The sequence below is a fragment of the Vibrio gazogenes genome (genome assembly GCF_023920225.1).
Taxonomy (GTDB): Bacteria; Pseudomonadota; Gammaproteobacteria; order Enterobacterales; family Vibrionaceae; genus Vibrio; species Vibrio gazogenes.
The window spans coordinates 146,298-159,834 of the sequence record NZ_CP092588.1 but is presented as its reverse complement, the minus strand read 5'-3'; the positions used below and the strand labels follow the sequence as shown (position 1 = coordinate 159,834).

Here is a 13,537-nt window from a genome sequence, read left to right as displayed (position 1 = left end):
TCAAAAAGATATTAATGTAAGAAATATGTTACTTGAGTCAATAAAGATGATGTAACACAAATATGACATCAAAGCATAACGCTAGCCCATGTCACGATAGTCCTCTGGTTCGCCTGTTCCGTTAATCCTGTAACCATCGAATCGCTTCATCATGATCATCGAAATAACGGATCTCTCCGGAGATAAACCAACTCCCGACTTTTGCAGCAAGGGCTTGCCATTCCTGATGGCCATAGAGCGCCACTTTATTAAAGTCAGCACCATGTTGCAGACCCAGTTTGAAATCATCCCATGCAGCCCGAAGATCCCACCCTTCCAGCTCAGAGGCATCAAAAAACACATCGACTTTCGGTGTGTTAACCTTCACCAGTGCCGCATCCAAAAGAGGTGTGATCATCTCGTAGTCGTGATGAGTTAACGTCCCGACGGCTTTAATCGATACAAAAAATTCGTGATCGACCCGTTCAAGACCAATAGTGAGACCATGTTTTTTATACGCCATCCTAACCTCCAACAAATATCTTGAGATATCATTACAGAGTCACTATCCAATCATATTATCATTTAAGCATATGACACCCGGTAAAAAGGCACTTGGATCCATCCCACAAACTGAGCATAAATGAACCATTCAGTTAAAGCACGGCAGAAAGTGGGGGCGCTTTTCCGTGTTTGATTCATGGTTGTTATCTGCTTTTATTTGGTGATAATTTATAGTTTCCCATTCACCGAGTAACAAAGTCAGTTCCTATGACCAGTATTAAAACCCGCTGCCCATCATGCCACGCGATGAATCGCGTTCCCATCGAGCGTATTTCTGAGTCCTCTGTATGCGGCAAGTGTAAACATTTCCTCCTTGACGGCTTACCTGTTGAAGGAACAGTCGATAATTTTCAATCTATTTTGAACAGCGACATCCCTGTGGTCGTTGATTTTTGGGCACCATGGTGTAACCCGTGTGTCGGATTTGCGCCAGTGTTTGAACAAACGGCACAAGAGCGTGTACAGAGCGTTCGGTTTATCAAGGTCGATACTGAAGCTCAACAAACCTTGGCTGCACAATTTCAGATTCGCAGTATTCCAACAGTGATGGTTTTTCATCGAGGGCAACGGCTCAATATGATTAATGGTGCACTGCCTTATTCGCAATTTAATGCATGGCTGGATGAGTCGCTGAAAGGTGTGTAGCAAGGTCGGTTTTCTTCGGACAAAATAAGACAGGCACGCTTAGCGTGCCTGTCCTCGTTAAATATCATTCAAAGCGTTATACCAGCACTAATTCGACTCTGATATTACCGCGTGTGGCATTTGAGTATGGGCACACTTGGTGAGCTTTTTCCAGCAACGTCTGTGCGACACTGCGATCAAGTTCCGGCAGGGAAACATGCAGCTCGACATCAAGTGCAAAACCAACACCTGCCGCGTTCTGACCAATACTGACTTTTGCCGTCACATCCAGATCTTCAGATAATTTAATCTTGTTCTGCATTGCAACAAACTTCAGCGCGCCGATAAAACATGCTGAATAACCCGCGGCGAAAAGCTGCTCTGGGTTTGTCCCTTCACCACCAGCACCGCCCAATGCTTTGGGAGTACTCAAATTCAGTTGTAATTTATTATCATCAGAAACGGATTTTCCATCACGTCCACCCGTGGTTGTTACTTGTGCTGTATATAAAAGTTCCATAAACCATCTCCAATTAGTTATTGCGATAACTATTTATTTTAAAAAAAACCCAAAGCTTTTCTCTTTGATGAACATATATTATTGCAATAATAATTATCGCGCAATGTTTTTTTTGACATCCATTTACGACGGCTGATTCTTGAGTAAGTTATCTCTCAACATAATGATTTTTTCTTTCATATCAAGCAACTCTCGACTGGGTATACCACAGGACTCAAGCAAGCACTGACTAATTTTTACCGCTTCCTCTTTGAGCTGCTGCCCTTTCGGTGTCAGGCGGACATCCAATGAACGTTCGTCATGTAGCTGTCGCGTACGATTCACCAACCCCTCTTGCTCCATCCGCTTAATCACCGGTGTTAGCGCACCGGATTTCTGTCCTAATCGCTCACCAATATCTTTAAGACCGATACCATCTTGCTCCCAGAGAATCAATAACACGAGGTATTGCGGATACGTAAGCCCCAAAGGCTCAAGTAACGGTTTATACATCTGCGTCATCGCCAAAGAGGTTGAATAAAGAGCAAAACATAGTTGGTTATCTAGCAATAGAGCATTATTATCGGCCATTCTTTCTACTTCTTTTTTCAGATCTGCTTCTATCAGACGTTGGTGGCATCATTACCGATTTAACGACTGAGGTTATATGTTCAGTGGGCGACCAATCGTGAAGCACGCCGTTGTTGAGGATAAGTCATTCATCAATATTCAATCTTTTCAAAATGATATTGATGATAAACGTCCAGCACGTATCGGTTCATCAGAATCCAGTGATCGCGAGAGTCAATTACTCTTCCGCGGTTGCCTCATGGATAGCTTCTTTAGTTGAGTGATAAACTTCACTCGATTTTTGTTTGGTTGTGTCCCATATTTCAGAAGAGTCTTCTTTCACACCGTTCCAAGTCGAAGAACAAGCACTCAAAAACAAAACCAATATCGCAATCAGTCCATATTTCATTAATACTCTCCTATTGATTGGACGAGCATTGCACGACCTCACGCTCGTCTTCTGCCCTCTCCCTGTCTGTAACGAAGGAACCGTCGGTCCCCCAAGCACATTGTGACAGGAAGAAATATGATGTAATAACATAATGTCGTTTGTGTAATGCAAATGTCAAAATCATCATCAACTGCGGAAGGAACATCTCATAATCGAGTATAACAATAACATAATCTTCGGATTTCAGCGCTCACACCCACAATGCAAAATTAAAGAAATAGCAGATAAAATGAGGGCTTCCTGTCGGTGGAAGCCCTTGATGATATTAATTTTCGGCTGGATTTTCGCTGAGCGGGATGTTTTGTAAACCATCTGCCTCATCTTCAAATGCTTTGAGACGCTTATAAATGGACAATAATTCAACAATTGTCGTCCAGGAGTTAACCAGATACTGAAAAGAGCCTTCAACCTGTCCGAATGCATTGATAATTCGCTGCATGACACCCAGAGTAAAAGCACCTGCGACAATCGACGGCCCCAACGCAATGATTGGGATAAATGTGCCTACTTGTAAGTAGCCGTAACGGACAATATTAAAGTAGACATAATGTTTATAAAGACGGAAATAATTATGCCGAACATCACTGAATAATTCTTTTAAGGTTTGCGGTTCAGCACGGTGATCGTGGTCTTCACCATAGACCAATTCTTTTCTGTAAGCCGCTTCAACACGTTGATTCTTAAATTCTAATCCCGGCAATTTAACCCCGGCAACAGCCAGTAATGCAGTGCCGATAATCGACCAGATAATGGCCACGAAGACCAACCCCTGAGATACATCGCCGATTAATGGTAATGTTTTCACATAACCGGAGAGTCCCCATAAGATTGGCAGAAAAGCAATCAAGGTCATCACCGCATTTAATAAGCTGACGCCTAAACTTTCCATGATCGAAGCGAAACGCATCGTATCTTCCTGAATCCGCTGTGATGCCCCCTCAATATGGCGAACCTGTTGCCAACGGGCAGTATAATAATCCGTCATTGCGGTACGCCACCGAAACACATAATGGCTGATAAAGAAGTTATTACAAACTGCAACCATAATGGCAATGAACAGAATCACAGCCACCGTTGTCAGTTCACCATAAAACTTACCGAGGCTAATACTATTGGGATTCGTTAATGCCTTCTGAATCAGGTTATAAAAATTACCATACCATTCATTGAGCATCACACTGACTTCGACCTGAAACCAAGTAATAAAGACGATCAAACCAGAACCGGCGACAGACCAGCGAGCCCATTTTTGTCCGCCGTATTTTAACCAAACACCAATAAACAAGGCATAGCAGACAAACATATACTGGTATAACCAAACATCGGTCGCTCTCTCTTGCGCTTGTTGAAAAGCGCTCTGCGCCGCAGGTGCGACATCCACCAAAAGCGGCTGTGGAAACGCCATCCCAACCAGATAGCCGAGGCTAAGGTCAGCACCGAGTTCACGTCCGCCGGCATACCAGCAAATCACACAAAACAGTGCCCAAAGAACAAAACTGAGAAAAAATAATTTAGGTCTCGGAAAGAAAGAATCAAACACTATATCAATCTCTTATTAATTTTACTGACAGTTATCGTGCCGATGTACAACATCGTAAGTCACGGTACCAATGAATCACAGCGTTACGATTCCGCAGTGACATGCAATCATCTATCTCAATCACAGTTCCCTATTGCCAAAGACTCAGGTAAACATTGCACACAAAAAGCAGCCTTCGACTCCCCCTTTGCTTGATGCGAACTATCGATCCTGCTCTGCGCCAAATGAAGCATCTGAGGAACCGTTCGTTAAGACCGACGAATAGTTAAGACCAACGGAATGCATGAAAATTCCCCCATGTATGCCGATTGATGTTAACAGGAATGAAAACATGCTCAGCGCCATGGCAACCGATGGTTATACGGCTGCGCTAAAATTGACAGCACCGATCGGTGATCGCGTAGAACTTTACGCCAGGGCGGTCAGCTTTGGTACAGATATATTAGGTGTGAGTGGTGACGAAGATGACGTTATTGACACGATGGAGTGATGAACACGAGTTGATTCACGCATTAACTGAACTGAAATCAACATCATCTTGACGTATGGCATAACCAACGTAAACCACACAGGATGATCACGGAAATGGCAGAAAACAAAGGGAAGATATTGGATGGTAGGTAACATTCATTCGGTGGACGCATCCGACATTATCGGAACAAAGCCACCGAATTCAAAACAACAAGCGTCACAATCAGAATGGATCTTATCGTAATAATCAATTAACCCAAGTTAAAGCAAGCATAAAGGTAATGACGGCTGTCACACCAAACATCGCGAAGATGCCTGCAAGTTCTTTAGCTGTATTGGCAACTGACTCGCTCATTTTTGTTTTAGGAACAGTAATATTAATTTGTGAAGAAAGCATTGAACTCATGACTCGGCTCCTACCGTTATTTTATTTCACAACCAAGCGTTGTTTAGTGCAAATTATCATCAATTTTGTGACTCGAGTCAACATTGTTAGTAATTAAATTACGATAAATTTGTAATTATCAATACACATTCATAAAAACTTGATGTGTTTCAAATAAATAAACCATGCCTGTCGTTGAGTAACCGTACCGCGAGCGATATAAATGAGGGTAAGCCGCAGACACACAGACTGCGGCTTTTTCGAAATGATGCTGTAGAAACAAGCGACGACGGCAACCTTAGCCGATGAGACGTTCTCCATTCACTGCTTGTTCATGAAACGCATCTTCATTCAACACAATAGTTTGGGCGCGCTTGAAGAAATTAAAATCCGTTGCAGTAGCGCTGGTGTAAGCCCCCATCATACAACCGACAATGAGGTCACCATTCTCCAGCCGAGGCAACATAATGTCTTCAGCGATGACATCAATGCTGTCACAAGTAGGCCCGGCCAAAACACTCGGCAACAAATCACCACCTTCTTTCAACGTCACCAACGGATACTGTGCATCATCGAACATCAACCCACTGAAAGAACCGTAGATACCATCATCAAGGTAGTACCACATTTGACCTTCCCTTTCTGCCTGCCCCATAACGGAGGCAACACTCATGACAGCCTGCGCCACGATAAAACGTCCGGGCTCAGCCAGAACCTGAATCGTTTCCGGTAACTCGTTCAACGCTGCATGAATCGGCATACAAAATTGCTCAATCAGCATCACCTGTTTTGTATAACTGACAGGGAAACCACCACCGATATCCAATGTGCTCAGCGCAGGTAATCCGCGCGCAACAACCTCTTCCATCACGGTTTTACACGCCCGGATCGCATCAACATACTTTTGTGGGTCAACCGTCTGAGAACCAACATGGAAAGAGAGACCTTTAATCCGAATATTCCATGCCCGGGCCGTTTCAATGATGGTCAGAGCCTGCTCGGGAGAACAACCGAATTTCTTCGATAGATCCGCAAAGGCTTCTGCGTTCCGAAAACTCAAACGTACCAGCAATTCCACCTCATCCTTATAAGGTTTGAACTTTGCCAACTCATTCAGGTTATCTACCACAAAGACAGAACAGCCATATGCTAATGCATCACGAATATCCGCATCACGTTTGATCGGATGAGTATGGATAGTGCGTTCAGCAGGCACACCTTCTTGGGCTACCAGTTCAACTTCACCACTGGTAGCCAGATCAAAGCTTGCCCCTTCGTCGAGCAAAGTTCTGACGACGACCGGATGCGGCAGTGGTTTCAATGCAAAATGAAGTGTGACATTCGGTAAAGCATGATTCAGTGCGCGATATTGCTGACGAATTGTCTCGCAATCTAACATCAGTAGTGGCGCACCGAATTGTGACACGGACGATTCAATTAAACGAACGTCATCAACAGAAAGCGCTCTAGCAGCAAAAGATTGAAAATTTAATACAGAATGGGCGTGAGCCATCGCAAACCTCCGGGGGCAAACACTTTTCATCGGACTGTTTTTTATGAAAAGTGGAGCGTCAATAAAAGCGTCGATACGCTATCAAAGTCACTCTTGGATAGTTGCTCTATCGCCTTGCCACATAGGTGTGATGTACTCGGATTGGCTATCATCAAGAAGCCGACAGATAGTAAGTTCATGTGGGGACAGACGCAATAAAAAATAGCCCTGCAATAGTCAAAAATTTTTTATGGTCAAGATAGTGTTTATTAATAGAACTTGCAGTTGTGTTTAAAATCACAATTTTATATTTTCCAAAAATTTAATATTAACAACCAACACAACAAACAATTTTGTTAATCTAATCCTGTCACTAATGCACTAGTAGTAAATTTGTAAATAAAAAAACATTATAATTAACCATCCGTAAAATTCGATTTAAAAAATAATTTAAACAGATCAATAATCCCATCCAAAAATGAAATAAAAAATAATAAAATCAATTATATATAAAAATAAATTCAAGAATAACATTCCAATAATTATTAATAACCAAATAGATATGTATTTATTTAATTATCATTAATAATAAAACTAACCATTCTAGTTTTATTTCAGACTTTACACATTTACATAAATGAAACATAATTCAAAAAATGATAACAAATGCATTTTCAAATAATGTTTAAAGTAAGAATAGACTTGCTTTAAACATGCTGCGACGAATGATTGATATCCTCCGAGTCGTAACAATATCGATGATTCATGAACTATGAAATAAAATGGAGTTTATCCGATGAATAAGGCAACAAATTTATTGTTGAGTGCAATTGTAGGAAGTATGTCATCTCTGGCTTATGCTCACTCTTTGGATGTCACCGTTACCCCTTTAAATCAATCTTATGGTGAAGGTAGTGATGTTAAAGTTGAACTAAGCATTACGAACAATGGGCAGGATGATATCGATGTACTCGATTGGTATCTCATCAATCACAGCAAACTTCAGAAAAATGCTTTCACCGTCACAGTCGATGGAGAAGCCGTCACCTATACAGGCCCAATCGTTAAACGCCCCGCCCCAACAGCTAAAGATTATATGACCTTGTCTGCCGGACAGACGGTTACCCAAACGGTCGATCTGTCTGCTTTCTATGACATGACTCGTGAAGGAACCTATAGCGTTCAGTTTAATGTCACCGCGATGGATTTAATTAAGTCTGAAACGCAATCGAAACTGCAAGCCGAAGATCAAGTTCAGACACTCAGCTCAAATGATGTCAGTTTCTGGGTTGAGGGCGTTCACCCAAAGGTCGCGACCATCAATGAGTCAGAACTCAATGTCGCTGAATTGAGAGGCGGAATCAGCTATCTCGGCAATTGCTCAAATAGCCAGAAAAGTCAAATCAGTTCAGCCGTGAGCGCAGCACGCAGCATGTCCGGTTCAGCGTATAACTACTATCAGTCCGGTTCAGTAACGTCTCGCTATACCACTTGGTTTGGTTCTTATTCAAGTGGTCGTTACAATACCGTCAAAGGACATTTCCAAAAGATCACCGACGCACTGCAAAACAAAACGGTTACCGCTGATTGTTATTGTGAGGGCAGTCTTTCCAATGCATATGCTTACGTTTATCCGAATCAACCCTACCGTATCCACTTATGCAATGCCTTTTGGTCAGCTCCGACGACAGGCACCGACTCAAAAGCCGGTACTCTGATTCATGAAATGAGCCATTTCACGGTCAATGGTGGTACGGACGATATTGCTTACGGACAATATAATGCACGTCGTCTGGCCCAATCATCACCAAATCAGGCCGTCAATAACGCAGATTCTCATGAATACTTTGCGGAGAATAACCCTCAGTTATAATGGGTCTCTTGTTCCAGCCGAAACACCACGATCCGGTGCTTCGGCTGATTATCAAACGCTGAATACATGGCTTCACCATCATATTCATCCCTGTCCGCCGTTATACAACAAATTTTCAAGATTGCTGCTTCAATGGTTTCACAAGACGATCCAATCCCTCAACTTTCAAAGTCAAACAGAGTTGCATCAATTCCCCAAGTTCTCCCTGAGGAAACTCGCCTTTGTTTTGAAACCACAATAAGTACTCTTCCGGTAAATCAATTAATACGCGACCGGCATAACGGCCAAACGGCATTTTCATCGTTGCCAGTTTCAGCAAACTTTCTTTTTGTAGCATAGCGGATGTCTTTATCTGTTGAAGTTATGGGTATTCTAATCGATTCTACATCCCCTTTTCTCTTCATTATTCACATCAACATATATACTCTCTAACGCAGTCTCTGAGTTCAGTGGTTCTCGCTGAAACTGCATCTTGAGGTCATTTGGGTATATTAGTGGTTGCTCACCGAATCTGATGTAAACATCCAACGAAACTGAGGCATATAATCTAAGTTTTCTTGAACGGTCTCTTGCAGGGCTTCATCTAAGATCGTACCGGTATTCACAATAGGATTGAGGATGAGTCCTCGTTTCGCAGCAACCAAATCACCTTCCACTGCGGCTTCAACCGTGAGAGTTTCAAACGTTTTCATCAATTGAATCAGACGTAATGTATCCTCCGGAAATGGTTCAACATTCAAGGGGAGCGGGCCACTTTTAGTAATGACAGAACTCACTTCTACAGCGCAATCATCCGGTAAACCACTAATCGCACCATGATTGCGTGTATTGACATGCATGACTGTTCGCTTGTCATTGTAAATGGAAGCCATCAGCTCACATGCAGCGTCTGAATAATATTGACCGCCACGCTGTTCCAATTCTTTGGGTTTCTCTGCCAAATCCGGATTCTTATAAATATCAAACAAGCGTTTTTCCATGGCTTTGACCACTTCACCACGTGTCCCCTCACCATCAGCTTCTGCTTGTTCTTGCTTCATGATGTCGTCACTGATGTAGTAATAACGCAAATAACCACAAGGGATCATGCCCATATCTTTCAATAGATCTTTAGGCCAATCAAATGGCGGGATATTTGACGGAACTAACGGATCATTCCCGTTTAAAATTTCATCCATTACCATATTTAATTTGTCCGTTCCTTGATGCAATATTTTACGCACCCAAATCATATGGTTGAGACCAGCGACTTGCATAATAAACTCGCCTTCACCGGCACCAATTAGTTGTGCAATACCTTTCTCCATAATGACAGGGACATTACATAAACCGATGGCTTTAATATTGGTATATTTCAATACAGCTTCTGTGACCATGCCTGATGGATTGGTGAAATTCAGTAACCATGCATCGGGACAAAGTTCTTCCATCTCTTTACAGATTTCTAAAGTAATTGGAATTGTCCGACATGCATTCGCAAAACCACCGAGGCCATTGGTTTCTTGCCCGATCATGCCGTACTTTAAAGAAATTCGTTCATCACGAATTCGACCATCAAGGCAACCTGCTCTAAATTGTGAACAGACAAAATCTGCATTTTCCAACGCAAGACGACGATCAAGTGTGACTTTCACGTCGATATTGACTCCCTTACGTTTAATCATGCGTTGCGCTAATTCAGCAATAATTTTTACTTTCTCTTTGCCGTCTTCGATGTCAACCAGCCATAGTTCAGCAACTGGCAGTTCATGATAACGATGCAGCAGACCTTCGATTAATTCTGGTGTATAACTTGAACCGCCACCAATCACGACAACTTTTAATTTGTTATTCATTTTGCAATACTCTCCCGTGTGTCTTTCTTGTGCTCATTGCACCTGACAACCCCAACAGCGACAAACGAAATCGCGATATTTATGAATTAATATTTCTAATGCATAGGGCAATTCATATACATGGCAAACAAGCAAAATATCTTAGCGAACCTTTATACTTTCAGCGTTGTGGCAAAGTTTTTAAGTTTCACACTTGCCGCTGAAGAATTGTGCCTGACTCAGGGAGCCGTCAGCCAAAGAATTAAAAAGCTTGAAGCAGATCTTGGTTTCACACTTTTTGTTCGTCTCACAAGAAAACTCGAGCTGACTGAAGATGGTCAGCGGATGCTCAGAACCCTGACCTCCTCCCTGTCACATATCTTCACCGAAGTTGACGATATTCGTTTCAATGAATTAAGGGGAGAATTGTATATTGGGATCGCACCGACATTTGCTCATCTATGGTTAGTCCCTAAAATGGCTGAATTTCAACGTTTATATCCTTATCTGGATGTAAAGATGCGGGTCAAGGCAAGTAAACTGGACTTTCATCATCAACCGGTTGATATCGCAATCTATTATGGTAATGAAACCCATCCTGATTTTTATCACATCCGGCTATTTGATGAATACTTGGTTCCTGTATGTACCCCGGAATATGCTCAACGTCTGAATTTATATGAAAGTGAAGCGCGCCTGAAAGAAGCGACGTTTCTGCATTGCACAGAGTCGTTAGAATTTTTATCGCCCTTAAGTGAATGGCAGCATTGGTTAAATGCGACGGGCAGAAGCGCCAGTATTTTAAAACATAAGTATGTATTTAATCATGAAGAACTAACGATGGTTGCCGCTCGAAATTCAATGGGTATTGCCTTAGGTCGCTACCATACCATTCAATCGTACCTTGAAAGTGGTGCCTTGGTTTCACTATTTGAACGGGTTCCCTCAGGGTACGGTTATGATTTAATTTGTCCGAAAGGCCATGAAACACGGCCTAAATTACAGGCTTTTTTAAATTGGATCAAAAAATATATTGAATGTTATCACACTGATAATAATTAAGATTTTCACTCATAATAAACAAATGATGCGACTGACTTGATCATGAACCTTGTCTCTCCCCTGTCCATTATCAGCATTGCATATCCAGTCCATCTCACGACATCGAATTCAAGCGCTGTTTCCATAATTTATCTCAAGTTTGCTTAATCTTCTTGACTTTCAAATTTTTGAGAATAAGTTTCTTTAACATTGCCCATGTTAAATATTTGTTGTAGTAATGTGCGGCTGCATGGGCGTTTTCGAACACTTTCAAGGTTCGGTTATATTCCACAATTGATGAGGACGTCGATATGACAAATAATAAAAGAGAGCTCACACTACGTTTTCTGGCTGAGCCCAGCGATGTAAATTTCGGCGGTAAAGTTCACGGGGGTGCAGTGATGAAGTGGATCGACTTAGCCGCTTATGCCTGCTCTGCGGCTTGGAGTGGGAAATACTGCATTACAGCTTATGCTGGCGGTATCCGGTTTGTTGCCCCGATTTTGGTCGGTAACCTCGTCGAAGTAACCGCCAAAATCGTCTACACGGGGCGAACATCCATGCATGTCGCAATCGACGTTCAGGCGAGTGACCCGAAGTTGCAAGAAAATCGACTGACCACACACTGTATTGTGATTATGGTTGCGGTCGATGAACATGGAAAACCAAGCGCGGTACCGGAGTGGATCCCATCTACCCCTGAAGATATTGCGCTCAGAGAATCAGCAATTCGTTTAATGAATATGCGTCAAGAAATCGGTGAAGAAATGGAAGCCCATGTTCAATATCTGAAATAATCCTCAACCCTCACAGGCCGAAAATCTTCTGGTCTGTGATTCTTTCCTTTACTTCCTTTAGGCACAAAAACATCGCGGTAGCTCCGATGTTTATTTCACTCACCAATCTACCTTCAGCCTGCTGCATCTTGCGGTTTTCTGAGAGTTTCAGATATCAGTTTCGGGTGTCTGTCCCCTCAACTCCATTGTGGGTTTCGGTGTCAGTCCTCTCAACGCCCCGGACGCTGCGAGCTTTCTGGTGCCTGTCCTTTCAACGTGCTATGTTATACGAGTGTCTGATTCATATCGGCAGACATACCCTATGAAAATACTTAACGCAAGATTAACTTCGGATCATTCCATGAAAAGTGAACTTCACCTGCGGGCATTGGAACGTCAGGATCTCCGTTTTATTCATAATCTTAATAATAATAGAAATATCATGTCATATTGGTTTGAAGAACCGTATGAATCCTTTGATGAACTTGAAGAGTTGTATAACAAACATATTCACGACAATGCAGAAAGACGTTTTGTCGTAGAAAATGAGAATAAACAGCTGATTGGTCTGGTTGAGTTAATTGAAATCAACTACATCCACAGAAGCGCTGAGTTTCAGATCATTATTACCCCTGAATATCAGGGAAGAGGTTATGCCTTAGATCTCATCAACAAAGCATTGGATTACTCATTTACCATTCTCAATCTGCACAAAATTTACCTACACGTTGCTATCAACAATGAAGTGGCGATTTATCTGTATCGTAAAGCCGGTTTTATTGAAGAAGGGCATCTGATTGAAGAGTTCTTTATTAATGGACGCTATCAGGATGTCAAACGGATGTATATTTTACAACATGACTATCTGAGCAAGACCAAAGCACTCTCAGATTTGTCAGAATAACCAATTATCGACGGATTCGGTGAAAACGCCATATGTTTAGAGTCGTGTATGCGTGGTGAGCGCCAAGCAAGAAAATAGACGAGTTGGAAAATGTATGGCGTTCGGCAACGGATAACATTCACCATTTTGTGACAGATACACACCGTATTTGCGACGTATCCCGATAATTAACAGGTGTTGTCGCCCGAATCAGGTGGTGTGACTCAATAACCCGTCATCAGTCAACTACTGATGAGAGGAAGAACGAAAACGCCCACTCACGTCCGGTACAACACTTTAATCACGTGCCAGCCAAATTTGGTTTTGACAATCTGAGGTTTGAGCACTTCCCCACGGAAACAAGCTTTGTCAAATGCGGGCACCATTTGCCCCTGACGAAACTCCCCCAAATCCCCCCCTTTCTTGCCGGAAGGACACAAAGAGTACTTTCGAGCAAGCGTTTGAAATTTAGCACCTTTTTTAAGCTGCTGTAGAATGTCTTCAGCCTGGTTCTGATGTTTCACCAAAATATGCAACGCTGCTGCTGTTCTTGCCATTGAATCGCCTCCTCGTTC

The 13,537-nt window shown here is 42.4% G+C and carries 16 protein-coding genes; 6 read left to right on the top strand and 10 right to left on the bottom strand.

Annotated elements, in window-relative coordinates; genetic code table 11:
* Positions 1–121: 121 nt before the first annotated feature.
* Positions 122–502 (bottom strand): SpoIIAA family protein, encoded by a 381-nt coding sequence (locus MKS89_RS16350; RefSeq protein ID WP_072954392.1) that lies wholly within the window; start codon positions 500–502, stop codon positions 122–124.
* A 248-nt stretch (positions 503–750) separates the two neighbouring features.
* Here MKS89_RS16350 and trxC point away from each other — a divergent pair, with 248 nt between their 5' ends.
* Positions 751–1,188, top strand: coding sequence for a thioredoxin TrxC (gene trxC / locus MKS89_RS16345; protein ID WP_072954390.1), 438 nt, complete (start codon positions 751–753; stop codon positions 1,186–1,188).
* Positions 1,189–1,264: 76 nt separating this feature from the next.
* On the opposite strand, the gene MKS89_RS16340 is transcribed toward trxC, so the two are convergent.
* The 4 genes from MKS89_RS16340 to sbmA form a co-directional block, all read right to left on the bottom strand.
* A complete protein-coding gene (locus tag MKS89_RS16340) occupies positions 1,265–1,687 on the bottom strand; it encodes an organic hydroperoxide resistance protein (protein WP_072954387.1) in 423 nt (140 codons plus the stop codon).
* A 123-nt stretch (positions 1,688–1,810) separates the two neighbouring features.
* Complete coding sequence (locus MKS89_RS16335; protein WP_072954384.1) at positions 1,811–2,257, bottom strand: MarR family winged helix-turn-helix transcriptional regulator; 447 nt, start codon at positions 2,255–2,257, stop codon at positions 1,811–1,813.
* A 217-nt stretch (positions 2,258–2,474) separates the two neighbouring features.
* Positions 2,475–2,645 carry a hypothetical protein gene (locus tag MKS89_RS16330; RefSeq protein ID WP_162841351.1) on the bottom strand — a complete coding sequence of 57 codons (171 nt, stop codon included), beginning with the start codon at positions 2,643–2,645 and terminating at the stop codon, positions 2,475–2,477.
* 307 nt (positions 2,646–2,952) lie between these two features.
* Positions 2,953–4,227 (bottom strand): peptide antibiotic transporter SbmA, encoded by a 1,275-nt coding sequence (gene sbmA, locus MKS89_RS16325; RefSeq protein ID WP_072954382.1) that lies wholly within the window; start codon positions 4,225–4,227, stop codon positions 2,953–2,955.
* Between the two features lie 331 nt (positions 4,228–4,558).
* On the opposite strand from sbmA, the gene MKS89_RS16320 reads away from it, so the two are divergent.
* Positions 4,559–4,717 (top strand): hypothetical protein, encoded by a 159-nt coding sequence (locus MKS89_RS16320; RefSeq protein ID WP_159439571.1) that lies wholly within the window; start codon positions 4,559–4,561, stop codon positions 4,715–4,717.
* Between the two features lie 228 nt (positions 4,718–4,945).
* Here MKS89_RS16320 and MKS89_RS16315 read toward each other — a convergent pair whose 3' ends face one another.
* Positions 4,946–5,104 (bottom strand): hypothetical protein, encoded by a 159-nt coding sequence (locus MKS89_RS16315; RefSeq protein ID WP_159439572.1) that lies wholly within the window; start codon positions 5,102–5,104, stop codon positions 4,946–4,948.
* Between the two features lie 277 nt (positions 5,105–5,381).
* The gene (locus MKS89_RS16310; protein ID WP_072954379.1) at positions 5,382–6,596 is read right to left on the bottom strand and encodes a type III PLP-dependent enzyme; all 1,215 of its coding nucleotides are present in this window, start codon (positions 6,594–6,596) and stop codon (positions 5,382–5,384) included.
* A gap of 775 nt (positions 6,597–7,371) precedes the next feature.
* Here MKS89_RS16310 and MKS89_RS16305 point away from each other — a divergent pair.
* Positions 7,372–8,448: a M35 family metalloendopeptidase gene (locus tag MKS89_RS16305; RefSeq protein WP_072954376.1), complete on the top strand. Its 1,077-nt coding sequence runs from the start codon at positions 7,372–7,374 to the stop codon at positions 8,446–8,448.
* A gap of 115 nt (positions 8,449–8,563) precedes the next feature.
* On the opposite strand, the gene MKS89_RS16300 is transcribed toward MKS89_RS16305, so the two are convergent.
* The gene (locus MKS89_RS16300; RefSeq protein WP_072954373.1) at positions 8,564–8,785 is read right to left on the bottom strand and encodes a DUF3820 family protein; all 222 of its coding nucleotides are present in this window, start codon (positions 8,783–8,785) and stop codon (positions 8,564–8,566) included.
* A 154-nt stretch (positions 8,786–8,939) separates the two neighbouring features.
* Entirely contained in the window at positions 8,940–10,283 is a 1,344-nt protein-coding gene (locus tag MKS89_RS16295) for a 6-phospho-beta-glucosidase (protein WP_072954370.1), read from the bottom strand.
* A 120-nt stretch (positions 10,284–10,403) separates the two neighbouring features.
* Here MKS89_RS16295 and MKS89_RS16290 point away from each other — a divergent pair, with 120 nt between their 5' ends.
* The 3 genes from MKS89_RS16290 (at position 10,404) to speG (ending at position 12,983) form a co-directional block, all read left to right on the top strand.
* Positions 10,404–11,324 (top strand): LysR substrate-binding domain-containing protein, encoded by a 921-nt coding sequence (locus MKS89_RS16290; RefSeq protein WP_072954367.1) that lies wholly within the window; start codon positions 10,404–10,406, stop codon positions 11,322–11,324.
* Between the two features lie 290 nt (positions 11,325–11,614).
* Entirely contained in the window at positions 11,615–12,100 is a 486-nt protein-coding gene (locus tag MKS89_RS16285; protein WP_072954364.1) for an acyl-CoA thioesterase, read from the top strand.
* A 340-nt stretch (positions 12,101–12,440) separates the two neighbouring features.
* Positions 12,441–12,983 (top strand): spermidine N1-acetyltransferase, encoded by a 543-nt coding sequence (gene speG, locus MKS89_RS16280; protein ID WP_072954361.1) that lies wholly within the window; start codon positions 12,441–12,443, stop codon positions 12,981–12,983.
* Between the two features lie 257 nt (positions 12,984–13,240).
* Here the strand turns inward: speG and ppiC are convergent, their stop codons facing one another.
* A complete protein-coding gene (ppiC, locus tag MKS89_RS16275) occupies positions 13,241–13,519 on the bottom strand; it encodes a peptidylprolyl isomerase PpiC (protein ID WP_038177759.1) in 279 nt (92 codons plus the stop codon).
* Between the last annotated feature and the right edge of the window lie 18 nt (positions 13,520–13,537).